The following is a 23,032-nucleotide window of genomic DNA, read 5'->3' as shown; positions in this document are numbered from 1 at the left end:
CATGCATGCCAGAATTACCGGAAGTCGAAACGGTGCGACGTACATTACTTCCTCTTGTTGTTGGTAAAACGATCGAACGTGTGAATGTGCTTTGGGAGAAAATCGTTCAACACCCTGAAGTAGAGACATTTTGCGAACGATTGAAAGGGCAAACAATTTACGACATCCAGCGGCGAGGGAAATTTTTAATTTTTCAATTGGATAATGTCGCTCTTGTTTCCCATTTGCGTATGGAAGGACGTTATATATATGAAAAAGAAGATACACCATTTGATCGGCATACGCATGTCTTTTTTACATTTACCGATCGCACGGAACTTCGTTATCGCGATGTGCGGAAATTTGGTACGATGCATCTGTTCGATAAAGGAAAAGAATTACACGTTCCTCCTTTGTCAAATATCGGACTTGAGCCACTTGACGAGCAGTTTACTGTTTCATGGCTTAGCGACCAGCTTCAACGCACGGAGCGAACGATTAAAGCGACATTGCTTGATCAAACCATTGTCGCAGGATTAGGTAATATTTATGTCGATGAAGTGTTGTTTCGTTCTTCCATCTCTCCAGAGCGTGTAGCAACTACGCTAACTGTCCAAGAAATCGAAGCGTTACATAAAGCGATTATTCAAACGATACAAGAAGCGATTGAAAAAGGCGGAAGTACCGTTCGAACGTACGTTAATACGCAAGGGAAGACAGGGACGTTTCAAACGCAATTATATGTATACGGCCGAGCAAACATGCCGTGCCGTCGTTGTGGGACACCTATTATAAAGACAACTGTGGCTAATCGCGGTACACATTATTGTCAGCATTGTCAAACATAGCATAAGAACATTGCCTAGGCCTCTTCCATATACTATGGTAGCTTTTCAAAGGAAGGGGCGGGCGTATATGATTACGTGGTCTTTAGTTTTGCTTGCTTTAGCTGTGAGCATCGACGGCTTGACTGTCGGTGTTACGTATGGTATGCGGAATGTACACATTCCGCTTCGTTCGTTGCTTATTATTTCGCTTTTTTCATGCATGACATTTTTAGTAGCGATGGGCATTGGTCGCATGCTTTATATGTTTTTTTCACCAACCGTTGCTAATGCAATGGGTGGGAGTATATTAATCATATTAGGATTATGGATGATCATTCAATTTATGCTTAAAAGAGATGACAATGAAGAAAAGTTTTTAATGAACGTAGAAATTCGTTCGCTCGGTATTGTCATTCAAATTTTACGCAAACCGACGATGGCTGATTTTGACCGCTCGGGAACGATTACAGGGATGGAGGCGGTATTTTTAGGCATCGCCCTGTCGCTCGATGCGTTTGGAGCAGGCGTGAGCGCTGCGCTTTTAAATTATTCTGTGTTGTTTACTACATTTCTCGTTTGTTTGCTTAGCTTTAGTTTTTTATTTAGTGGGTTAAAAATTGGAAAATCGTTTAGGAAGTATGACTGGCTACAAAAATACTCGTTTTTACCTGGGATTATGCTTATTGTTATTGGTATTTTTAAAATGAGGTAGGGGTGAAGGCGGTGTTAACGATCGGATTAACTGGGGGCATCGCTAGTGGGAAAAGTACGGTCGCGGCAATGTTCCGTGACTTACATATTCCTGTCATCGATGCAGATGAAATCGCTCATCGTGTCACATCAGTTGATGGCGACGCATATCAACCGATTATAGAGACGTTTGGGAGCGACATTTTAGATTCAAATGGTGCAATTGATCGACGTAAGCTTGGTGCGATCGTATTTCATGATGAACAAAAGCGAAAACAGTTAAATGCCATTGTTCATCCACTTGTTCGCAAACATATGTTGCAACAGAAAGAAAAATATGCAAAAGAAGGGGAAAAAGCAGTTGTTCTTGACATTCCCCTTTTATTTGAAAGTAAATTAGAGTATCTCGTTGACCGTATTCTCGTTGTGTATGTTGATGAACAAACTCAACTTCGTCGCCTTCGTGAGCGTAATGGATTTTCGGTTGAAGAAGCATGGGCGCGGATAAAAGCACAAATGCCACTTGAAGAAAAAAGAAAAAAAGCAGATGAGATCATCGATAATAATGGAACGATTGAAGAAACGAAAAAACAATTGCACACATGTTTAATGCGATGGGGTGTCCTTGAAAAATAGGACGCCTTTTTTTATTTTTTTATAGCATAAACACCTTAAAAATGTTATACTATTTTTGTATATAACAGATAAATAGTATAACACATATATTGAAAGGGGCTATATAATGAAAGCGAGAGTAGCGATTAACGGGTTCGGACGCATCGGACGTATGGTGTTCCGAAGAGCTATTATGGAGCATGATCTTGACATTGTAGCGATTAATGCGAGCTATCCGCCTGAAACGTTAGCTCATTTAATAAAATATGATTCAAACCACGGTAAATTTGACGGAGATGTCATTGCGGTTGAAGACGGCTTAATTGTAAACGGAAAAAAAGTACAATTGCTGAATTCACGTGATCCACGGCTATTACCATGGGGAGAACTTCAAATCGATATTGTTATTGAAGCAACAGGAAAGTTTAACGCAAAAGAAAAAGCAATGATGCACGTCGAAGCAGGAGCGAAGCGCGTCATTTTAACTGCACCTGGAAAAGATGAGGACGTAACGATTGTTATGGGAGTCAATGAACATATGCTTTCTCCAGAGCATGTGGTCATTTCAAACGCTTCATGTACAACAAACTGTTTAGCGCCTGTTGTGAAAGTGCTTGATGAAGCATTTGGGATCGAAAATGGACTCATGACAACCGTCCACGCATATACGAACGACCAAAAAAATATTGACAATCCGCATAAAGATTTACGTCGTGCACGTTCATGCGCACAATCGATCATTCCGACAACAACAGGTGCAGCGAAAGCGTTAGCACTCGTATTACCACATTTAAAAGGGAAAATGCATGGTATGGCGTTGCGCGTTCCGACACCAAACGTTTCACTTGTTGACGTTGTTGTCGATGTGAAAAAAGACGTCACCGTCGATGAAGTAAACGAGGTGTTTATGCAAGCTGCGCGTGGATCTCTAAAAGGCATTTTAGACGTGACGATGGAACCGCTTGTGTCGATTGATTTTAATACAAATCCACATTCTGCCATTGTTGATGGGTTGTCCACGATGGTGATCGAAAATCGGAAAGTAAAAGTATTAGCATGGTATGATAATGAATGGGGCTATTCGTGTCGCGTTGTCGACTTAACAAAGTTTGTTGCGAAACAATTGTTAAAAAATGAAACGGTTACGATGTCATAACGCTGGGGGTTCCCAGCGTTATTTTTCTACCCATTTTATAAAAAAACAAAAAACGATATTGAAAAAAAAATATAAACGAAGTATACTATTTTTCGTGAACTTCTTGAACGCGTGGTAATGTGACTACTTAAAGGGTTAGGACCTCTTTGGACTAACTTTCCCCCGTGGTAGTTATACATTCCAAAAAGCAAAAGAAATTCATCGTTTATTTTTTTAAAATTCATAAAAGGGGGATACGATCATGGATACAATGGGTCGTCACGTTATCTCAGAACTTTGGGGATGCGATTTTGATAAGTTGAATGACATGGAGTTTATTGAAAAAACATTTGTTGATGCAGCGTTAAAGTCTGGTGCTGAAATTCGTGAAGTTGCGTTTCATAAATTTGCACCACAAGGCGTTAGCGGTGTTGTCATCATTTCTGAATCACATTTAACCATTCACAGTTTTCCTGAACACGGTTATGCCAGCATCGACGTTTACACGTGTGGGCATTTAGATCCGACGATTGCAGCTGACTATATCGCAGAAGCGTTAGGTGCGCAAACGCGCGAAACAATTGAATTGCCTCGTGGTATGGGTCCAATTGAAATTAAACAAGCAAAAGCTTTATAATAAAATGTAAGAGAGAAAGAGGTGTAGATTCTGCACCTCTTTTTTATCATTCATTGAAAAGCGAGGAGACAAACGGTGAAATGGAAATATGTATTAACCAATCATAATGAAACATCTGAACGTCATCCGGATGAACAGCTAAAAAGCCGTTATTATAAAACAACACAATCTGCTGCATTACAAGCAGTAAAAGAAATGTTTGAGCAAATGGATGGATGCCACATTGTGGCGATTTCAGCAGAACGTGGAGAAATAAGCGTATCACTAACGAAAGGAAAAAAAGCATTTATTGTTGCAACAATCGTTTCTGTTCGTCCATTTGAAACAGCCATTGACTTTTCAGTAACGACAGAAACAAAATGGTTTCCAATTGACTTTGGGTTTAGTCGCCAACTTATTATTCGTTTATACGATCAATTAGCTAAACGATTTACATATATCGGATCGGGAATATATAGCGATAAATAGTTGTATATGCGCCTTTTTTTGTCTACTATAAGGGTAAGATCATTGCTAGGGAGCTGATACATATGAAATGCCCGTCGTGTCATCACAATGGAACGCGCGTGCTTGACTCGCGTCCGGTTGATGAAGGGCGTTCCATTCGCCGTCGTCGTGAATGTGAACGTTGTCATTTTCGCTTCACAACGTTTGAGCGGATCGAAGAAACACCGTTAATTGTTGTGAAAAAAGAGGGAACGAGAGAAGAATTTAGCCGGGAAAAAATATTACGCGGGCTCATTAAAGCGTGCGAAAAACGGCCGGTTGCGCTGGAACAACTAGAGGAAGTGACGCAACAAATTGAGCGAGAGTTGCGCAACAGCGGTATAAATGAAGTGAAAAGTGAAACGATTGGTGAAATGGTCATGGAACGGCTATCAAAAATTGATGAAGTTGCCTATGTTCGTTTTGCGTCTGTATACCGTCAATTTAAAGATTTAAACGTTTTTATCGAGGAATTAAAAGAACTTATTAAAAAAGAACAAGGGGAAAGGGCATAATATGCTCTTTTTAGAAGAAGGTCGATAATATGGAATATAGCTGGAAAGAATTAATTGCCGTCGACCGATATATTGTGCATGCGAATGGTGTTTTAAGCGAACTAGATCGAAAAGTATTGACGCTTTTATATCAACCGTTAATTGGTGCTCAAGCATATAGTCTATATATGACGTTATGGAGTGAACTAGAGCAAGCACGTTTATGGAGCGAAGAGACGACGCATCATAGTTTAATGGCAATTATGCAATGCAGTTTGCCGACGATATATGCGGAACGTTTAAAGCTCGAGGGCATTGGGTTGTTGAATACGTATATGAAGCGCACGAATGAAAATGATGAACGCGTATTTATTTATGAACTTTGCCTCCCTCTTACACCAGAACAATTTTTTACTGATGGTGTTTTAAACGTATTTTTATATGATCGTGTAGGAAAAACAAAATTTCAAAAGTTGAAAAAGTTTTTTTCTGATCGTGCCATCGATCGCACTTCTTTCATACCCGTTACGCGCTCATTTCACGATGTATTTTCATCGATCCAACCTGAAAAAATGATTCATAAGTTAAGCGACGAAGCGAAACAAGAAGTCATGTTGCAAGATGGACAGCAGTATATAGGAAAAGAGCAAGCGATGTATACGATGCGAGATGATATATTTGATTTTGATACATTTTATGCAGGACTGTCCCATCATCTTGTCCCACGTCGTGCGATTACTGAAAAAGTGAAAGATGCGATCAAAAAGCTAGCCTTTTTATATGGCATTGACCCGCTTGACATGCAAAAAATTGTGATGAGTGTTATAGATCCGGCTGAACAAATTGATATTGAAGCATTAAGAAAAGCAGCACAAGAATGGTATCAATTTGAACGTGGTGAGGCGCTTCCGCGTCTATATGATCGTGTGCAGCCGTTAGAGGAGCGGACGATGGCGCATGTCGAGCCAAAAAACGAAGAAGAATATTTAATGAAGCAGCTTGAAACCGTTTCGCCGAGACAACTACTTATGGACTTTTCTGGTGGCGTTGAGCCAGCGCTAGCAGATTTGCAGCTCATTGAAGAGATTATGTTTAAACAAAAATTGCCACCAGGTGTTATGAATGTGCTGATTTATTACGTCATGCTGCGTACAGATATGAAGCTTCCGAAAAAATATGTAGAAAAGATCGCGAGTTCATGGGCGCGAAAAAAAGTGCGCACAGTGAAGCAAGCGATGGAATTGGCGAAAAAAGAAGCGCGTGAATACGAAACATTTATAAAAGAAAAAGAGAAAAAAGGTTCGAAAAAGCCGATTCGTACTGAGTTATTGCCAGATTGGTTACAAACAGATTATTCACAATTTGAGCGAAAACAAGTGAAATCGGAAGAAGAGCTAGAACAAAAACGACGCGAGTTGGAAGAACGGTTGAAAAAGCCGAAAAGTTAGGGGATAAATGATGAAACCAATTCGGGAAACGATCCATCATTTAATGAATCGTCATGATTTTAAAGAGCGATATGAGGCGATGAAGCGCGATATTTTAAACGATCGACACGTTCAATCGTTTTTACGTGGTCATGATGTGACGGATGCGATGTTGAATCGACATCTCGGGAAATTGTATGAGTTTGTGCAACAAAGTAAGCATTGTGAACGTTGTCCAAGTTTAGAACAATGTCCGAATTTACTGAAAGGGTACACACCTCATTTAATTTGGCAAGGGAAAAACATTGATGTACAATACGAGCGCTGTGCTCGTAAAGTGCAAGATGATGAACGGAAAAAACAACATTCGCTCATTCGTAGTTTATTTATTCCGCGTGACATGCTGCAAGCATCATTTGATCAGTTAGAGACGGACGATCTTGGAAGAATTGAAGCGATCGAACTTGCGAACACATTTGCTTCAACGTATGAAGTAGGTAAACGAACGAAAGGACTGTATTTATACGGTTCTTTTGGCGTTGGAAAAACGTATTTGTTAGCAGCGATGGCAAATGAGTTAGCCCAAAGACATATCGCTTCATTTCTTGTGTACGTGCCGGAATTTGTTCGTTCATTAAAGTCATCACTTCAAACGGACGCGTTTCAAGATACGATTGAATATGCAAAGCAAGTGCCTGTTCTTATGCTCGATGATCTAGGGGCAGAACTAATGTCAAGTTGGTGGCGCGACGAGGTGCTCGGTCCGATTTTACAATATCGTATGCTTGAGCATTTGCCGACATGCTTTACATCGAACTTTGATTTGAAACGTCTTACCCATCACTTCGCTCACTCACAACGAGGTGAAGAAGAACAGGTGAAAGCGGCTCGAATTATTGAGCGAATTGTTTATTTAGCTACTCCGATCGAGATGAAAGGAAAAAATCGACGAATCGAAATGTGATAAACAGGCGGTGTTCCCCATATATATAAAACAAGCATGTTTTTGGAAAAGGGGGGGCACCGTTGATTTATATCGTATTTCAAGATGGACAAGATGCACAACGGCTTTTTGTAGAATTGAATAAAGCACCACAACCATATGGAAAATTACTTTACGACGACAAGACGATTACCGTCTTCTTTCATGAATCGAATATTGCCCATATGCGCGCATTGTTCATTCCGATTTTTACTTCATGTATCATTCAAGCGTTTGAAGCACGTTGGATTTTATCAATTATTTCTCGTACGTTCTTTTATGAGAATGAAGAAGAGCAACAACAAATTTTACAGCTCACTTACTCGTTTATTGATGGAGAAAGGTACGACTATCGTCTCGGAAAAAAATTGACTACGCCACGCGAGCAATTGATTGCCCAATCGCTATATGAATGCTTACATGAAGGTGTATTTTCGTTCGAGTCGCTTATGACTTTTCGGTTAAAGCCGTATTATGATCGATTGATGCATTATGTTGAATTAGCCATTGACGAATACAAACTAGAACAAGAATATCAAGCGTTTATTCATATGTTGCGCGAAATTGTTGCATCACGTCAGCCGCAAATGAACGTGCTTCATTTAGTATATGAAAACGATACGTTCCAATTTTTTGATGAACATTTTTTTTCTTTGTCGTTTCAACAGCTGAAGCAGTTAATTGATCGTCGCCTTATGGTGAGTCAGCCAATGTACATTGATACATCTGTATTAGCCCCGCTCGTATCGATCGCACCAGAAAAAATATATATGTATACAGATGTCACAGATGTGGGAATGATTCAAACGATTCAAAATGTGTTTCAAGAGCGAATGGAGCTTCGAACACCTCTTGATTTTCCAAAAAAATATGCTTATAATGACATACATAATGAATAAGGTCAAAAGTGATGATGAGGACATGGGTGTATGTTTACGGTTCACAGAGAGGGAAGGCATAGGCTGAAACCTTCCTAACACGAAAGATGCACTTACCACCTCTAAACTTCAGCAGTGAACAATGGGACGATGCCCCGTTTAGTAATTGCTGACGGTTTGCGCCGTTATCGAAATGAAGCCGTTTATACGCTCGTTGTATATTTGTATAAACGGGAAGAAGGGTGGAACCACGAAGCCAACTCGTCCCTCATTTTTGGGACGAGTTTTTTTATTTTTAAAAAAGGAGTGAATAGCTTTGGCGGATGTAGTAAAGATCACATTTCCAGATGGAGCAGTAAAGGAGTTTCCGAAAGGAGTGACAACAGAAGACATTGCGGCGTCAATTAGTCCTGGCTTAAAGAAAAAAGCAATTGCAGGGAAGCTGAACGATCGAATGATTGATTTGCGCACATCAATTGAAGAAGATGGCGCGCTTTCGATTATTACACAAGATATGTCAGAAGCGCTTGACATTTTGCGCCATAGCACAGCGCACTTAATGGCGCAAGCGATTAAACGATTATATAAAGATGTAAAGCTTGGCGTTGGTCCTGTTATTGAAAACGGCTTTTACTACGATATTGATGTCGATGTGCCAATTACAGCGGAAGACTTACCGAAAATTGAACAAGAAATGAAAAAAATCGTGAAAGAAAACTTGGACATCGTTCGTAAAGAAGTAAGTCGTGAAGAAGCGATTCGTCGCTATGAAGAAATTGGGGATCATTTAAAAATTGAACTTATTCACGACATTCCGGAAGGAGAAGTTGTCTCCATTTACGAACAAGGAGAATTTTTCGATCTTTGTCGTGGGGTGCACGTGCCATCAACAGGAAAAATAAAAGAGTTTAAACTGTTAAGTGTGGCGGGTGCATACTGGCGTGGCGACAGCAAAAACAAAATGTTGCAACGTATTTACGGAACAGCCTTTTTCAAAAAAGAAGATTTAGATGAATATTTACGCCTTTTACAAGAAGCGAAAGAGCGCGATCATCGCAAGCTTGGAAAAGAACTCGACTTATTTATGACATCGCAAAAGGTCGGACAAGGATTACCGCTTTGGCTCCCAAAAGGAGCGACGATTCGCCGAACAATTGAACGTTACATCGTCGATAAAGAGTTGTCGCTTGGTTATCAACACGTATATACGCCGGTACTTGGCAGCGTGGAATTATATAAAACGTCTGGCCATTGGGACCATTATAAAGATGGCATGTTCCCACCGATGGAGATGGATAATGAGCAGCTTGTATTACGTCCGATGAACTGCCCACATCATATGATGGTGTATAAACATAAAATTCATAGCTATCGCGAACTGCCAATTCGCATCGCTGAACTCGGCACGATGCACCGTTATGAAATGTCTGGAGCGCTTACAGGCTTGCAACGTGTGCGCGGCATGACGTTAAATGATGCACATATTTTCGTGCGCCCAGATCAAATTAAAGACGAGTTTAAGCGCGTCGTCAATTTAATTTTAGAGGTATATAAAGACTTCGGTTTAACTGATTATTCATTCCGTCTGTCGTATCGTGATCCACAAGATAAAGAAAAATATTATGATGACGATGCGATGTGGGAAAAAGCACAAAGCATGTTAAAAGAGGCGATGGACGAACTCGGACTTGACTATTACGAAGCGGAAGGAGAAGCGGCGTTTTACGGTCCGAAATTAGACGTTCAAGTGCGCACAGCGCTAGGAAAAGATGAAACATTATCGACTGTGCAATTGGATTTCTTACTGCCAGAACGTTTTGATTTAACATACATCGGTGAAGACGGAAAACCGCATCGTCCAGTCGTTATCCATCGCGGTGTCGTATCGACGATGGAACGCTTCGTCGCTTTCTTAATTGAGGAGTATAAAGGGGCGTTTCCGACATGGCTAGCGCCTGTACAAGTGCAAGTCATTCCAGTCGCTCCGTCTGTCCATATGGATTATGCGTACGAAGTGAAGCACGCGTTACAATCAGCAGGCGTGCGTGTCGAAGTCGATGAGCGTGAAGAAAAAATTGGCTATAAAATTCGTGAAGCGCAAATGCAAAAAGTCCCTTACATGCTCGTTGTTGGTGATAATGAACTAAACGAACGAGCTGTGAACGTGCGAAAATACGGTGAACAAAAAAGTGAAACGATGGGGCTTGATGCGTTTATTGATTTCATCCAAAAAGAAGTACGAAAATAGTTGCATTTTCCCTTCATGTTTGTTATAGTTTTATTTGTTGTGATGAATTGACATCAGTTGACAATGTATTTTCGTTTATGGTATATATGTTAAAGTAAAAGTAAATACTTGTTTGGAACAAGCAGAAGCACCCGCTTCTCACCTGATCGACGCCATATTGGCTGTTAGCAGGTTCGTGACAAAACAAATGTTGTCAGCGAGACGTGTGGGTGTATTATGCCCACACGTTTTTTGTTATGTGCGTTCTGCTTTGACAAACAAGCTTGAAAAAACCGTGGAGGTGGCTAGTTATTAGCAAAGATTTTATTATTAATGAAAACATTCGGGCACGTGAAGTTCGTTTAGTCGATCCAAATGGCGAGCAGCTTGGGATTAAGACGAAACAAGAAGCGTTAGAAATTGCCGCGCGTTTAAACTTGGACTTAGTGATGGTTGCACCAAATGCGAAACCGCCGGTATGTCGCATTATGGATTATGGCAAGTTCCGCTTTGAGCAACAAAAGAAAGAAAAAGAAGCGCGCAAAAAGCAAAAAGTAATCAACGTGAAAGAAATTCGTTTAAGCCCAACGATCGAAGAACATGACTTCAACACAAAATTGCGCAACGCGCGGAAGTTCCTTGAAAAAGGAGATAAAGTAAAGGCGACGATTCGTTTTAAAGGACGCGCGATTACGCATAAAGAAATTGGTCAGCGTGTGCTTGACCGATTTGCTGAAGCGTGCGCGGATATTGGTACGGTTGAGACGGCACCAAAAATGGATGGCCGCAGCATGTTTTTAGTGCTAGCACCGAAAAACGACAAATAACAAAAGGGAGGAACACCTTATGCCAAAAATGAAAACTCACAAAGGCTCAGCGAAGCGTTTCAAAAAGACAGGAACAGGTCAATTAAAACGTTCACACGCATTCACTAGCCACTTATTCGCAAACAAAACGCAAAAACAAAAACGTAAACTTCGTAAAGCAACACTTGTATCAAAAGGCGATTTCAAACGTATTCGTCAATTGTTAGATAACGTAAAATAATTTTAGGAGGGAAATGTTATGCCACGTGTAAAAGGCGGTACAGTCACACGCAGACGTCGTAAAAAAATTCTTAAACTTGCAAAAGGATATTTTGGTTCGAAACATCGTTTATATAAAGTAGCAAACCAACAAGTAATGAAATCGTTAATGTACGCGTATCGCGATCGTCGTCAACGCAAACGCGACTTCCGTAAACTTTGGATTACGCGCATTAACGCAGCAGCGCGCATGAACGGTCTTTCTTACAGCCGTTTAATGCACGGATTAAAGCTTGCAGGAATCGAAGTAAACCGCAAAATGCTTGCTGATTTAGCAGTAAACGATGCTGAAGCATTCGCACAACTTGCAAACATCGCAAAAGAAAACTTAAACAAGTAATAAAAGAAATGACCATTCTCCCTTGAGGGGATGGTCATTTTTTATAAGAGGGGGAGAAAAAATGAATTTGCGAACATTATTTTCTATGCAACGACAATTAGATGAGCGAATCGAGACAGAGCGTGGATTGCGCGGCGAACGTTTAGTCGAGCGTAAACTGTTAGCCCTTCTTGTCGAAGTAGGGGAGCTAGCAAATGAAACGCGTTGTTTTAAATTTTGGAGCTCAAAACCGAAAGCGGCAGATGAAACGATTTTAGAAGAATATGTAGACGGTCTTCATTTTATTTTATCGCTTGGACTAGATCTTTCTTTTGATAAGCATATCGAATGGCCGAACGTGCAAGAAAGCGAACGGCTTGTTGAGCAGTTTTTACACGTATTTGAAGCGATTCATACGTTTCGGATGAAGTTAGACGCAGAGGCATATAACGAATTAGTATACGTGTACGCCAAGCTCGGTCATGCGCTACAGTTTACTGCTGAACAAATCGAACGAGCGTATGTCGCAAAAAACGAAGTAAATCATGAGCGACAAAGTCACAATTATTAACAACTGTCAAAATGTTTAGTATAATGAATAGCGTACATAGAGAGGAGTGACATACGTGAAGAAATTAGATGAAACGTTAACGATGTTGAAAGCGTTAACGGATGCGAAAGGTGTTCCAGGGAACGAACGAGAAGTGCGCGAAGTAATGAAGTCGTACATCGCTCCGTATGCTGATGAAGTGACAACGGATCGTCTTGGTAGCTTAATTGCGAAAAAAGTAGGAAAAGCAAATGGGCCGAAAGTCATGATTGCTGGCCATTTAGATGAAGTAGGTTTTATGGTGACGCAAATCGATGAAAAAGGCTTCATTCGCTTCCAACCGCTCGGAGGCTGGTGGGGGCAAGTCATGCTTGCTCAGCGAGTGACAATCGTAACGAAAAAAGGTGATATTACAGGCGTCATCGGTTCAAAACCGCCACATATTTTACCTGCTGAAGCAAGAAGAAAGCCGGTAGAAATCAAGGATATGTTTATCGACATCGGGGCTTCGAGCCGTGATGAAGCGATCGAATGGGGTGTACGTCCGGGTGATGCGATCGTTCCGTATTTTGAATTTACCGTGATGAACAATGAAAAAATGTTGCTTGCAAAAGCATGGGATAACCGCATCGGTTGCGCAGTTGCTATTGATGTGTTGAAACAATTAAAAGATGTTGAGCATCCAAACGTCGTATACGGTGTTGGAACCGTACAAGAAGAAGTAGGCTTGCGCGGGGCTCGAACATCCGCTTTTGCGATTGAACCAGATATTGCGTTTGCGGTAGATGTCGGCATCGCTGGTGACACACCAGGTGTATCCGAAAAAGATGCCATGGGGAAACTCGGCGGCGGGCCGCATATTGTTTTATACGATGCAACACTTGTTTCTCATAAAGGATTGCGTGAATTTGTCATTAGCGTAGCAGAAGAAATGAACATTCCATACCGTTTTGACGCGATGCCAGGCGGTGGAACAGACGCAGGAGCGATCCATATAACAATGCGTGGTGTCCCAGCATTAACGATCTCTATCCCAACGCGCTACATTCACTCCCATGCGGCACTTCTTCACCGCGACGACTATGAACAAACCGTTAAACTATTAGTCGAAGTCATTAAGCGTCTTGATGAAGATAAAGTGAAAGAAATTACGTTTGATTAAAAAATAGCCTTCAACGCGAAGGCTATTTTTTTACGGCTTCTTCTAATGTGGCAAGCATCGATTGTTTTTGTTCCTCTGTTGCGTGATTCCATAGTGCTTCGAATAAGACACCAAGACCAGGTAAATATTTTTCTTCACCTTGTTGAATCGCATCGACGATCGTATGTTCAAGCTGGTCTTTTGAGCTGTTTGCGACGTTTGCCATGACGGCACCGCGTAAATTAAAGTCCATTTGATTCACTCCATTCTTTATGTATTGCGTACGTAGTTTTTGCTATAATGATAACTACTATTCATCAAAGAGGAGAGAGGAAAATGGAAAAAGCAACATTTGCGGGCGGATGTTTTTGGTGCATGGTCACTCCGTTTGAAGAACTTGACGGCATTTATGGCATCGTTTCTGGATACACAGGCGGTCATGTGGAACATCCGACATACGAACAAGTGAAAACAGGAACGACAGGACATTACGAAGCGGTACAAATTACGTTTGATCCAGATGTGTTTCCGTACGAAAAATTGTTGGAGTTGTATTGGTGTCAAATTGATCCGACGGATGATGGTGGGCAATTTCATGACCGTGGTCCGCAATATCGAACAGCGATTTTTTATCATAACGAAAAACAAAAAATATTAGCGGAACAATCGAAAAAGCAATTAGAAGAAAGCGGACGTTTTTCCAAACCGATCGTGACAGAAATTTTACCAGCGACAACGTTTTATCCGGCAGAAGACTATCATCAAAATTACCATAAAAAAAATCCGAAACATTATAAAGAAGACCGCGCTGCCTCAGGCCGCGATGAATTTATTGCGAAACATTGGGGGAACAACGAGTGAAACGAATTGAATCGCCGAAAAATGAGCGAGTGAAGCAATGGAAAAAGCTTTTAACGAAAAAAGGACGCGACAAAACCGATCTGTTTCTCATTGAAGGATTTCATTTAGTAGAAGAGGCGGTCAAAAGTGGCGTTCATATCGAAGAACTGATTGTTGCGGAGCATGCGGTCATCCCAGCAAGCTGGGACATTGCCGATATTCCGATGACGATTGTGACCGACGATGTGATCAAAGCGATTAGCGATACAGAAACACCGCAAGGCATCGCAGCGGTATGTAAACAACTGCATTGGAACATTGATGATATACAAACGGCATTGTTCATTGATGCCGTACAAGATCCGGGGAATGTAGGGACGATCATTCGCACGGCAGATGCCGCTGGAATAGACGCTGTTGTTGTCGGAGAAGGAAGCGCAGATATATACAATGCAAAAGTGATTCGTGCTACGCAAGGTTCGTTGTTTCATTTCCCTGTTATAAAAGGAGATATTGGGCAATGGATCGCCCGCTTTCAAAACAAGCATATCCCTATTTATGGAACATCGCTTCAAAATGGGGTAGACTACCGTTCTGTATCTCCTTCTTCATCGTTTGCATTAATTGTTGGAAATGAAGGAAGCGGAGTAAACGATAAGTGGCTGCAACAGACGACAACAAACTTATATGTGCCGATTTACGGGAAGGCAGAATCGTTAAACGTAGCCGTTGCAACAGGAATTTTGCTTTACCATTTGCAGAAAAAATAAACATATGTTTGTATCATCACCTTGCACCTTATTGTCTATTTGCTTATAATAAATGAAGAATTTCATCATACAAAAAACGATGATCGAGAAGAGTAGCTTGCCGATCGCCATTCAGGGAGAAAACGCCATAGACTGCGAGCGTTTTTATGGTTGAAGCAAGTGAATTCACCTCGGGAGTTGGCGCTTGGACCATTTTGCGCATGCAAAATGTAAAGGCGTTCCGGTGTAGACCGTTATCTGAATGGAGTGAGCTATGCTTATTGTATAGCTAACAAGGGTGGTACCGCGAGTGCACTCGTCCCTTACTTAAGGGGCGAGTTTTTTATTTTTATACATAATAAGGGAGGGTATTTCATGAAAGAGCGGTTACAACAGCTTCAACAAGAAGCACTTGAAAAAATTGAACAGGCAAACGATTTAAAAGCGCTCAATGATGTGCGTGTGGCATATCTCGGCAAAAAAGGACCAATTACGGAAGTGCTGCGCGGGATGGGGGCGCTGTCGCCTGAAGAACGTCCAATTATGGGAGCGCTTGTCAACGACGTGCGTGAAGCGATTCAACGAGCGTTAGAAGCAAAGCAAGCAAAGCTCGAACAAGAAGAAGTTGAGAAAAAACTAGTGGCGGAGGCAATTGATGTCACACTTCCAGGGCGCCCGATTAGACGCGGCAACCATCATCCGTTAACGCGTGTCATTGAAGAAATTGAAGATTTATTTATTGGCATGGGCTATACGATTGCTGAAGGTCCAGAAGTAGAACAAGATTATTACAACTTTGAAGCGCTCAATTTGCCAAAAGGTCATCCGGCGCGTGATATGCAAGATTCATTTTATATAACAGAGGAAATTTTATTGCGCACGCATACGTCACCAGTGCAAGCAAGAACGATGGAAAAACATCAAGGGCGCGGTCCTGTAAAAATCATTTGCCCAGGAAAAGTGTATCGCCGCGACAACGATGACGCAACACATTCCCATCAATTTACACAAATTGAAGGGCTTGTTGTAGACGAAAACATTCGCATGAGCGATTTAAAAGGAACGTTACGTGAATTTGCGCGCAAAATGTTTGGTGAAGATCGCGACATTCGCTTCCGCCCAAGCTTTTTCCCATTTACAGAACCGTCTGTTGAAGTCGACGTTTCATGTTTTAATTGCGGCGGGCACGGCTGCAACGTATGTAAAGGAACAGGTTGGATTGAAATTTTAGGGGCAGGGATGGTTCATCCGAACGTGCTCGAAATGGCAGGATTTGATTCGAAAAAATATACCGGCTTTGCGTTCGGTATGGGTCCGGAGCGCATTGCGATGTTGAAGTACGGCATTGACGACATCCGTCATTTTTATCAAAACGATGTTCGTTTCTTGCAACAATTTAATCGGGTGTAAAGGGAGGTTGGAACGATGTTTGTTTCATATAAATGGCTACAGGAATACGTTGATTTAGCAGGCATTACCGCAAAAGAATTAGCCGATCGCATCACGAAAGCAGGCATTGAAGTAGAAAGCGTCGAGGTGCGCAATAAAGGAATACAAGGTGTCGTCATCGGACATGTACTTGAGCGTGAACAACATCCGAACGCCGATAAATTAAGTAAATGTTTCGTCGATATTGGTGAAGGAGAGCCGGTGCAAATTATTTGCGGGGCGCCGAACGTCGCAAAAGGACAAAAGGTTGCCGTTGCTAAAGTTGGTGCCGTATTGCCTGGCAACTTTAAAATTAAACGCGCAAAACTGCGCGGGGAAGAATCGAACGGCATGATTTGTTCGTTACAAGAACTTGGCGTCGAGTCAAAATTAGTACCGAAAGAATACGCCGATGGCATTTTCGTTTTCCCAAGCGATGCACCAGTCGGAGCTGATGCGTTAGAACTACTTTACTTAGATGACGAAGTGTTAGAACTTAGCTTAACGCCAAACCGTGCCGATTGTTTAAGCATGATTGGCGTCGCTTATGAAGTGGCAGCGATTTTAGGAAGAAGTGTAAAACTCTCAACCATCGAGCTACAGGAAAACGATGAAAACGTTCATAACTATATTTCTGTACGTGTCGATGCACCAGAAGACAATCCGCTATATGCGGGGCGCATCGTGAAACATGTGAAAATCGGTCCGTCGCCGCTTTGGATGCAAGCGCGCTTAATGGCGGCCGGCATTCGACCGCACAACAATGTCGTTGATATTACGAACTACATTTTACTTGAATACGGTCAGCCGCTTCATGCGTTTGACTACGACCGGCTCGGTTCAAAAGAAATCGTCGTTCGCCGCGCAAAAGCCGGTGAAACGATCGTGACGCTTGATGATGTAGAGCGCACGCTGACAGAAGAGCATCTCGTCATTACAAACGGGAAAGAGCCTGTCGCTTTAGCTGGTGTGATGGGCGGTGCGAACTCGGAAGTATGTGATGAAACAATAAACGTATTTATTGAAGCGGCATATTTTAACGGGGCGACGATTCGCCAAGCGGTCAAAGATCACGGATTGCGCAGCGAGTCGAGCACACGGTTTGAAAAAGGAATTGATCCTGCGCGCACGAAAGAAGCGCTTGATCGTGCAGCGGCATTGATGGCGGAATATGCTGGCGGGGAAATCGTTGGTGGTGTTGTCGAAGTCAACACGCTAACAAAAAAAGAAGTCGTCGTTACGATTACGTTAGATCGTATCAATCGCGTGCTTGGCACAACAATTACGAAAGAAGAAGTCGCAGGCATTTTGACGAACTTGCAATTTACATTTACAGAACATGACGGTACGTTTACGATTACTGTTCCGTCACGTCGTGCAGATATTACAATTGAAGAAGACATCATCGAAGAAGTGGCGCGTTTATATGGATACGACCATTTACCAGCAACATTACCGATCGGCGAGGCAAAGCCAGGAAAACTCACACCATATCAAGCAAAGCGCCGCCACGTGCGCCGTTATTTAGAAGATGCGGGCTTGTTCCAAGCGATTACGTACTCGCTCACAAACGAAGCAAAAGCGACGATGTTTGCGCTTGAAACGGCGGAACCGATCCATCTCGCTCTTCCAATGAGTGAAGAACGCAGCGTCTTGCGGCAAAGTTTAGTGCCGCACTTGCTAGAGGCGGCAAGCTACAACCGCGCTCGCCAAGTCGAAAACGTCGCGCTATATGAAATCGGCTCGGTATACTTAGCTAACGGCGAACATGAACTGCCGAACGAAAAAGAACGTCTCGCAGGCGTTCTGACAGGCGTATGGCATGCCCATTTATGGCAAGGAGAGAAAAAAGCAGTTGATTTTTATGTCGTAAAAGGCATTGTAGATGGCTTGTTTGCGTTGCTAGGATTAGAGAGCCGCATCGAATACAAGCAAGCAAAACGCGAGTACCTTCATCCAGGACGTACAGCCGATATGTTGCTAGACGGCAAAACAATTGGCTTTATCGGTCAGCTACATCCGATCGTGCAAAAGCAATTTGATTTGAAAGAAACGTATGTATTTGAGCTAGACCTTGAAGCTTTATTAAAAGCGGAAGTAGATGATATTCGCTATACAGCGATTCCACGCTTCCCATCGATTACGCGCGACATTGCCCTTGTCGTTGATGAGCATATCGTAGCAGGTGACCTCGAGCGAGCAATTATTGAAGCAGGCGGAGAGCTATTAAAAGAAGTAACGATTTTCGACGTTTACAAAGGCGACCGCCTCCCAGAAGGAAAAAAATCGATCGCCTTCTCGCTTCGTTACTACGACCCAGAGCGGACATTAACAGATGAAGAAGTAACAAACGTTCACGAACAAGTGATCAAAGCGGTCGAACAACAATTCGGCGCCACATTGCGCGGGTAAAACGAAACCCCTATCTGATGCACGGGCATTGGATGGGGGTTTTTATGTCCTTGGCGGATCGGTGGGGGCGTTTTTTTGTCTAGTCCGCCAAAATTGGCGGGCACACCGTCAAAAAATGGCGGGGTTCGACAGCAAGTTGGCGGTGAATAATGGAAAAAAGTGAAGTATAATCAAACTATCAAAACGAAAGGAGGAATTTTTAAAATGATTCGTCAATTTGTAAGCATAGCAGTAACGGTAATACTTGTTGGAGGAATTTTATTTGGCATAGGAAAAGATTCATTAGCAAATTCCAATCAAAAGGGGATAAAAGAATCGGGGACGGTTACTCCTCAATCGATTGCATCAAAGACAAAGACAACAACAATCCAAGTTGGACAAACAGTTCAAACTTTGTATGTGACAGGAACTTTTGAAACTCAGTATAGTGATGTTCACAAAAGACAACTGTTTTCGGGAGTTAAATCGATCTCCTCGAAAGCATCTGGTAGTGGAACATGGATACAGACAGGATATAATGCGGAATTAATTGATGGTGGTCGCACATATGTCATTACAGTGTCAGGAAAATATTCCTATAATGGTGCGACATATACGATTTCCACAAGTATAGAATTTTATTGCAATGCTAATGGTTCTATTGGGTAGTAAGTGATAACAAAGCAAAAGACTTGTCACAATCTTCGACAAGTCTTTTTATTTTCCAGAAAGGAATTTTATTAAAATTGTCGAATGTTCCCTATATATAAAATATATAAATATTTATTCAAGGTGCGATAGGATGAGTGAAAAGGGAAAAATAGCGAAACAAATGAAAGAAATTGTGGAACTATTCATGTCGGAACCACAACTAAAGGCACACATGTTGATGGCAATTGAGGAACATATGAAAGAGAGCGATTTGGTTTTTGGTCGATTAGCCAATTTGCACCATGACATGTTTTCAAAACAGGAATATCCCTTCATTTATATCGCCGCAGCTGTTGAATTAATCGTGCTTGCTGGCGATTTACTTGATGACGTAGTTGATCAAGATCGATTAAAAGATGATGCGATTACCGTACATACTGCGATTGGGTTTTTGTTATTAGGGCAGCAAGTAATTGCTCATTTGCACATTGCTGATGAAAAGAAATTAAAGGCACTATCATATGTTACGTCTTGCTTGCTTCAGAGTGTACATGGACAACAGACTGATGTGGCGTGTAACGTACAGACAGAAGCAGAATGTATAAAGATGGTAGAGAAAAAATCAGGCTCTCTTGTTGCGATGGTTTGTGTGATCGGAGCATTATTAGCAGGAAAAGAGGACATCGCAGCGATTGAAACATATGCTCGCTACATCGGTATTGCAGCACAAATCGACAATGATCTTGATGCGCTATACAACTGGGATAAAAAAGCGGATATTCAAGCAAAGAAAAAGTCGCTTCCGATTTTGTATATGCTCGAAAGCAAGCACGATAACTTATGGAAACAATATTTCAACAACGAGATAGACTATGACGAGATGTATGTCCAAAAAGAAAAAGCGCTTCAGCAAATGGAACAGGAAGGAGCGATTTACTATGCGAAAGTGATGAGCCAAATTTACAAGGAAAAAGCGTGGCAAGAAATCGAAAAACTAGATGTAGATGATAAGTATAAATCCGCACTGAAAACAATGATTTTGTAATGTTGGAGGGGAATTGTGATGCAACAAATCATTCGCTTTTTAGTCGAACATCCGGAAATCATCGAAAAATTACAAAATGGTACGGTGAGCCTGATCGGTTTAAGTGAGGTAGAGGGAAAAGCGGTGATAAAGGTGTTTAGCGAATCGACTACACCGCTTGGATATTGGATGTAGATCACGATGAATCGAACAGTTATTGCCATGATTTTTGCTTCGATTTTAGCGCTATATTTAACCGTTTTAAATGTGAAACATCCATTGATCGGCATGGATGTAGTAGAAAAGAATGGCGCTGTGGTTGTTAACGATCTTTATGAGTTTGGCTGGGCAAAAAAACATGGAATTCATATTTATGATCAAGTGCTAAAAATAGATGGAAAGCCTCCGCTTTCCCATTTTATGGTTCAGAAATACAAAACGATTGAACAAGCAAAAGCAATCACTATTCAAAGAGGAAATCAAATCAAAACTTTGGTGATTGACTATCTAGCGCATGGAACGGAACAGTGGTTGTATTATATTATTTTGCCGACGGGTTTTTTTCTATTCGCTGTTCGTTTAAGCGTTTTTTTGCTTCGTTTGCGACCAGATAATAGCCCGGCGACCGTGCTGATTTACTTGTTGTTATCGGCAGGGCTTTGTTATATCAGTGCCAGTTTATCAGCGAAGCATGCGCCTTTTGGAAGGCAAATATTCAGCGGTGCATTTTTCATGCTGCCTCCGCTATTTTTGCATTTTGTTTACAACTATTTTGAAAACGAAAAGAAGGTATGGTTTGCGAAAAAAATCGTCTTTTTCCTTTATTGGTTTAACGTTGTGATGTTTATTATTTCACTGATGTCTATACCGTTTCGTTCGATAAGTGAAATGGAAGTGTTATTGACGGCATTTTTTATCAATACGGTTATCATTCTTGCTTTGTTAAGAAAAGGGTTCGTTGATTTGAAAAAAGATGAACAGCAACATACCGTAACAGGATTGTTATTGGCGATTAGTTTATCGACGATCCCGTTTCTTTTCTTTTATAGTCTTCCTATGCTAGTAATGAAAAAATGGATATTGCCAGCGGAATTAACGGTTATCTTTCTTTTCGCCTTACCGATCGTTTTTTTTTATTTAATGGCAACAGATCAACTGTTTCAACTGCCATTTTCCATCGAGCGGTTAAAGTATCTTAGTTTGTTCGCATTATTCCCATCTTTTTTTATAATGATTGTGTACAATCAATGGATCCATCGCTCTAGCAAATGGGCTGAACTTGTTGTTTTATTTTCTGTCGTTTATATCATCGTTCTTGTTGCTTTTTACATAAAAGAATGGTTAGACCGCAAATGGCGGGCAAAATTACGGATGCAAAAACATTTTTATGAAGAGAGTTTGTATCGCATAAGTGAACAACTGAAAAAACAATGTACAGTAGAAGGAGCCATGTATTGTTTGGAAAAGGAATTGCAAGAAATTTTGGACGTGGAAAAAGTAGAGGTAATACAGTCCATAAACGAACCGCTTTCTTTTGAGTACAATGAAGCGCATTGGGCGAATATCGTCAAAAAAATAAATGGTGCTCCACTTTCGATTGGTCGCGTAATGGAACATCGCTCCTTATTTGTCGTGTTTATCGGTTCGTTTCATGAGACATCTTTATGGTTAGTAGGGAAAAAGAAACGTCCTCTTTCATTTCGCACCGACCAAAAAGATTGGCTATCTACCATTGTTTATTATACGAGCATGACGATGGAAAACATGTTAAAAGTGGAGGAGTTATTGAAAGAGTTAGAACGCTTAAAAGAAAAAAAACATTCGATTCCATTTGCACGATTAATGTTTCAATGGTCAGAAAGGGAAAGAAAGAGGCTTGCCATTGATTTGCACGATACATTGCTTCAAGATTTAATTTTGTTAAGAAGAAAAGTGGAAAACTTGCTTGTTCAACCTCTGTGCGTGGAAGATATGCAAAAACAGCTAAACGATATCGAAGAGGAGATCCTCGATGTCATTGATGTAACGAGAGAAATATGTCATGAATTAAGACCGCCGTTTTTGAGCCAAATAGGATTAAAACAAGCCATCACACAGCTCATTGACCGATTTCATTTACGTACGAATATAAAAGTAAAGTGGAATGTTCACGTACCAGTCCAATTAGGAGAAGAACAGGAGCTAGTCATCTATCGGGTTATACAAGAATTACTTAACAATGCGGCGAAACATTCTCAAGCATCAACGATCCACCTCGTATTGGATGTGCAAGATGAGGCTGTTCAACTTCGTTATGTAGACGATGGAGTAGGAATAGAGATGGAAAAATTAAATAATCATCATGGAAATTTAGGATTATTCGGAATAAAAGAGCGTGTGCAAGGATTAGGTGGAACATGCAAAATCGCGTCATCGCATGGCTCTGGATTAGAGATAACGATCACCATCCCATTATAAATGTATGGAAAGGAGAGAAG

At 41.3% G+C, this 23,032-nt stretch carries 25 protein-coding genes and 2 other annotated features; of the genes, 24 read left to right on the top strand and 1 reads right to left on the bottom strand.

Annotated features, from left to right (window positions below; all coding sequences use genetic code 11):
* Nucleotides 1-5: 5 nt before the first annotated feature.
* The 16 genes from mutM (at nt 6) to ASC42_RS00420 (ending at nt 13,493) form a co-directional block, all read left to right on the top strand.
* On the top strand, nt 6-827 hold the full coding sequence (gene mutM, locus ASC42_RS00495; protein ID WP_055440072.1) for a DNA-formamidopyrimidine glycosylase: 822 nt from the start codon (nt 6-8) through the stop codon (nt 825-827).
* A 67-nt stretch (nt 828-894) separates the two neighbouring features.
* The gene (gene ytaF / locus ASC42_RS00490) at nt 895-1,518 is read left to right on the top strand and encodes a sporulation membrane protein YtaF (RefSeq protein WP_055440071.1); all 624 of its coding nucleotides are present in this window, start codon (nt 895-897) and stop codon (nt 1,516-1,518) included.
* 11 nt (nt 1,519-1,529) lie between these two features.
* Nucleotides 1,530-2,132: a dephospho-CoA kinase gene (coaE, locus tag ASC42_RS00485; protein ID WP_072242627.1), complete on the top strand. Its 603-nt coding sequence runs from the start codon at nt 1,530-1,532 to the stop codon at nt 2,130-2,132.
* Nucleotides 2,133-2,238: 106 nt separating this feature from the next.
* On the top strand, nt 2,239-3,267 hold the full coding sequence (locus ASC42_RS00480) for a glyceraldehyde-3-phosphate dehydrogenase (RefSeq protein WP_055440070.1): 1,029 nt from the start codon (nt 2,239-2,241) through the stop codon (nt 3,265-3,267).
* A gap of 241 nt (nt 3,268-3,508) precedes the next feature.
* Complete coding sequence (gene speD, locus ASC42_RS00475) at nt 3,509-3,883, top strand: adenosylmethionine decarboxylase (protein WP_012574217.1); 375 nt, start codon at nt 3,509-3,511, stop codon at nt 3,881-3,883.
* Between the two features lie 75 nt (nt 3,884-3,958).
* Nucleotides 3,959-4,351 carry a hypothetical protein gene (locus tag ASC42_RS00470; RefSeq protein WP_055440069.1) on the top strand — a complete coding sequence of 131 codons (393 nt, stop codon included), beginning with the start codon at nt 3,959-3,961 and terminating at the stop codon, nt 4,349-4,351.
* 62 nt (nt 4,352-4,413) lie between these two features.
* Nucleotides 4,414-4,884 carry a transcriptional regulator NrdR gene (gene nrdR, locus ASC42_RS00465; protein WP_032100345.1) on the top strand — a complete coding sequence of 157 codons (471 nt, stop codon included), beginning with the start codon at nt 4,414-4,416 and terminating at the stop codon, nt 4,882-4,884.
* Nucleotides 4,885-4,913: 29 nt separating this feature from the next.
* Nucleotides 4,914-6,311, top strand: a complete 1,398-nt coding sequence (locus tag ASC42_RS00460) for a replication initiation and membrane attachment family protein (protein WP_055440068.1) — start codon at nt 4,914-4,916, stop codon at nt 6,309-6,311.
* Between the two features lie 10 nt (nt 6,312-6,321).
* A complete protein-coding gene (gene dnaI, locus ASC42_RS00455; RefSeq protein WP_055440067.1) occupies nt 6,322-7,254 on the top strand; it encodes a primosomal protein DnaI in 933 nt (310 codons plus the stop codon).
* 62 nt (nt 7,255-7,316) lie between these two features.
* Complete coding sequence (ytxC, locus tag ASC42_RS00450) at nt 7,317-8,171, top strand: putative sporulation protein YtxC (protein ID WP_055440066.1); 855 nt, start codon at nt 7,317-7,319, stop codon at nt 8,169-8,171.
* Between the two features lie 295 nt (nt 8,172-8,466).
* Nucleotides 8,467-10,398 carry a threonine--tRNA ligase gene (gene thrS / locus ASC42_RS00445; RefSeq protein WP_055440065.1) on the top strand — a complete coding sequence of 644 codons (1,932 nt, stop codon included), beginning with the start codon at nt 8,467-8,469 and terminating at the stop codon, nt 10,396-10,398.
* A 113-nt stretch (nt 10,399-10,511) separates the two neighbouring features.
* Nucleotides 10,512-10,636: a sequence feature (ribosomal protein L20 leader region), on the top strand.
* Nucleotides 10,637-10,661: 25 nt separating this feature from the next.
* Nucleotides 10,662-11,204: a translation initiation factor IF-3 gene (gene infC / locus ASC42_RS00440; RefSeq protein WP_006323512.1), complete on the top strand. Its 543-nt coding sequence runs from the start codon at nt 10,662-10,664 to the stop codon at nt 11,202-11,204.
* 19 nt (nt 11,205-11,223) lie between these two features.
* Nucleotides 11,224-11,424 carry a 50S ribosomal protein L35 gene (gene rpmI / locus ASC42_RS00435; RefSeq protein ID WP_003397838.1) on the top strand — a complete coding sequence of 67 codons (201 nt, stop codon included), beginning with the start codon at nt 11,224-11,226 and terminating at the stop codon, nt 11,422-11,424.
* A gap of 18 nt (nt 11,425-11,442) precedes the next feature.
* Nucleotides 11,443-11,802 carry a 50S ribosomal protein L20 gene (gene rplT, locus ASC42_RS00430; protein ID WP_055440064.1) on the top strand — a complete coding sequence of 120 codons (360 nt, stop codon included), beginning with the start codon at nt 11,443-11,445 and terminating at the stop codon, nt 11,800-11,802.
* Between the two features lie 61 nt (nt 11,803-11,863).
* The gene (locus tag ASC42_RS00425) at nt 11,864-12,352 is read left to right on the top strand and encodes a dUTP diphosphatase (RefSeq protein ID WP_055440063.1); all 489 of its coding nucleotides are present in this window, start codon (nt 11,864-11,866) and stop codon (nt 12,350-12,352) included.
* A gap of 55 nt (nt 12,353-12,407) precedes the next feature.
* Nucleotides 12,408-13,493, top strand: a complete 1,086-nt coding sequence (locus ASC42_RS00420) for a M42 family metallopeptidase (RefSeq protein ID WP_055440062.1) — start codon at nt 12,408-12,410, stop codon at nt 13,491-13,493.
* A gap of 22 nt (nt 13,494-13,515) precedes the next feature.
* On the opposite strand, the gene sspI is transcribed toward ASC42_RS00420, so the two are convergent.
* Nucleotides 13,516-13,725, bottom strand: a complete 210-nt coding sequence (gene sspI / locus ASC42_RS00415) for a small acid-soluble spore protein SspI (protein WP_032100298.1) — start codon at nt 13,723-13,725, stop codon at nt 13,516-13,518.
* A gap of 83 nt (nt 13,726-13,808) precedes the next feature.
* Between sspI and msrA the strand changes: the two genes are divergently transcribed.
* From msrA to ASC42_RS00375, 8 genes are all read left to right on the top strand, one after another.
* Entirely contained in the window at nt 13,809-14,333 is a 525-nt protein-coding gene (gene msrA, locus ASC42_RS00410; protein WP_055440061.1) for a peptide-methionine (S)-S-oxide reductase MsrA, read from the top strand.
* Nucleotides 14,330-15,082 carry a TrmH family RNA methyltransferase gene (locus ASC42_RS00405; RefSeq protein ID WP_055440060.1) on the top strand — a complete coding sequence of 251 codons (753 nt, stop codon included), beginning with the start codon at nt 14,330-14,332 and terminating at the stop codon, nt 15,080-15,082. Before msrA ends, ASC42_RS00405 begins: the two co-directional genes overlap by 4 nt.
* 70 nt (nt 15,083-15,152) lie before the next feature.
* Nucleotides 15,153-15,388 (top strand) — a binding site (T-box leader).
* Between the two features lie 48 nt (nt 15,389-15,436).
* Nucleotides 15,437-16,471, top strand: a complete 1,035-nt coding sequence (gene pheS / locus ASC42_RS00400; protein WP_055440059.1) for a phenylalanine--tRNA ligase subunit alpha — start codon at nt 15,437-15,439, stop codon at nt 16,469-16,471.
* A 15-nt stretch (nt 16,472-16,486) separates the two neighbouring features.
* Nucleotides 16,487-18,901 carry a phenylalanine--tRNA ligase subunit beta gene (gene pheT, locus ASC42_RS00395; RefSeq protein ID WP_055440058.1) on the top strand — a complete coding sequence of 805 codons (2,415 nt, stop codon included), beginning with the start codon at nt 16,487-16,489 and terminating at the stop codon, nt 18,899-18,901.
* A gap of 204 nt (nt 18,902-19,105) precedes the next feature.
* Nucleotides 19,106-19,549, top strand: coding sequence for a hypothetical protein (locus tag ASC42_RS00390; RefSeq protein ID WP_245191123.1), 444 nt, complete (start codon nt 19,106-19,108; stop codon nt 19,547-19,549).
* Between the two features lie 133 nt (nt 19,550-19,682).
* On the top strand, nt 19,683-20,576 hold the full coding sequence (locus ASC42_RS00385; protein ID WP_055440056.1) for a polyprenyl synthetase family protein: 894 nt from the start codon (nt 19,683-19,685) through the stop codon (nt 20,574-20,576).
* Between the two features lie 18 nt (nt 20,577-20,594).
* Nucleotides 20,595-20,750, top strand: a complete 156-nt coding sequence (gene comX / locus ASC42_RS00380) for a competence pheromone ComX (protein ID WP_055440055.1) — start codon at nt 20,595-20,597, stop codon at nt 20,748-20,750.
* 6 nt (nt 20,751-20,756) lie between these two features.
* Nucleotides 20,757-23,012: an ATP-binding protein gene (locus ASC42_RS00375; protein WP_055440054.1), complete on the top strand. Its 2,256-nt coding sequence runs from the start codon at nt 20,757-20,759 to the stop codon at nt 23,010-23,012.
* Nucleotides 23,013-23,032 lie beyond the last annotated feature (20 nt).

This window comes from Anoxybacillus suryakundensis, assembly GCF_001418025.1.
Lineage (GTDB): Bacteria > Bacillota > Bacilli > Bacillales > Anoxybacillaceae > Anoxybacillus > Anoxybacillus tengchongensis.
Note: the sequence above shows the minus strand (reverse complement) of the source record. Positions and strands in the feature narration are given on the sequence as shown.

Excerpts from the sequence above, each read along its gene's own strand:
- ASC42_RS00385 (WP_055440056.1), top strand. The coding sequence starts at position 19,683 with ATGAGTGAAAAGGGAAAAATAGCGAAACAAATGAAAGAAATTGTGGAA.
- speD (WP_012574217.1), top strand. The coding sequence starts at position 3,509 with ATGGATACAATGGGTCGTCACGTTATCTCAGAACTTTGGGGATGCGAT.
- pheS (WP_055440059.1), top strand. The coding sequence starts at position 15,437 with ATGAAAGAGCGGTTACAACAGCTTCAACAAGAAGCACTTGAAAAAATT.
- msrA (WP_055440061.1), top strand. The coding sequence starts at position 13,809 with ATGGAAAAAGCAACATTTGCGGGCGGATGTTTTTGGTGCATGGTCACT.
- sspI (WP_032100298.1), bottom strand. The coding sequence starts at position 13,725 with ATGGACTTTAATTTACGCGGTGCCGTCATGGCAAACGTCGCAAACAGC.
- ASC42_RS00425 (WP_055440063.1), top strand. The coding sequence starts at position 11,864 with ATGAATTTGCGAACATTATTTTCTATGCAACGACAATTAGATGAGCGA.
- ASC42_RS00390 (WP_245191123.1), top strand. The coding sequence starts at position 19,106 with ATGATTCGTCAATTTGTAAGCATAGCAGTAACGGTAATACTTGTTGGA.
- nrdR (WP_032100345.1), top strand. The coding sequence starts at position 4,414 with ATGAAATGCCCGTCGTGTCATCACAATGGAACGCGCGTGCTTGACTCG.
- dnaI (WP_055440067.1), top strand. The coding sequence starts at position 6,322 with ATGAAACCAATTCGGGAAACGATCCATCATTTAATGAATCGTCATGAT.
- ASC42_RS00375 (WP_055440054.1), top strand. The coding sequence starts at position 20,757 with ATGAATCGAACAGTTATTGCCATGATTTTTGCTTCGATTTTAGCGCTA.
- rplT (WP_055440064.1), top strand. The coding sequence starts at position 11,443 with ATGCCACGTGTAAAAGGCGGTACAGTCACACGCAGACGTCGTAAAAAA.
- comX (WP_055440055.1), top strand. The coding sequence starts at position 20,595 with ATGCAACAAATCATTCGCTTTTTAGTCGAACATCCGGAAATCATCGAA.
- mutM (WP_055440072.1), top strand. The coding sequence starts at position 6 with ATGCCAGAATTACCGGAAGTCGAAACGGTGCGACGTACATTACTTCCT.
- rpmI (WP_003397838.1), top strand. The coding sequence starts at position 11,224 with ATGCCAAAAATGAAAACTCACAAAGGCTCAGCGAAGCGTTTCAAAAAG.
- ASC42_RS00480 (WP_055440070.1), top strand. The coding sequence starts at position 2,239 with ATGAAAGCGAGAGTAGCGATTAACGGGTTCGGACGCATCGGACGTATG.
- ytaF (WP_055440071.1), top strand. The coding sequence starts at position 895 with ATGATTACGTGGTCTTTAGTTTTGCTTGCTTTAGCTGTGAGCATCGAC.
- ASC42_RS00460 (WP_055440068.1), top strand. The coding sequence starts at position 4,914 with ATGGAATATAGCTGGAAAGAATTAATTGCCGTCGACCGATATATTGTG.
- pheT (WP_055440058.1), top strand. The coding sequence starts at position 16,487 with ATGTTTGTTTCATATAAATGGCTACAGGAATACGTTGATTTAGCAGGC.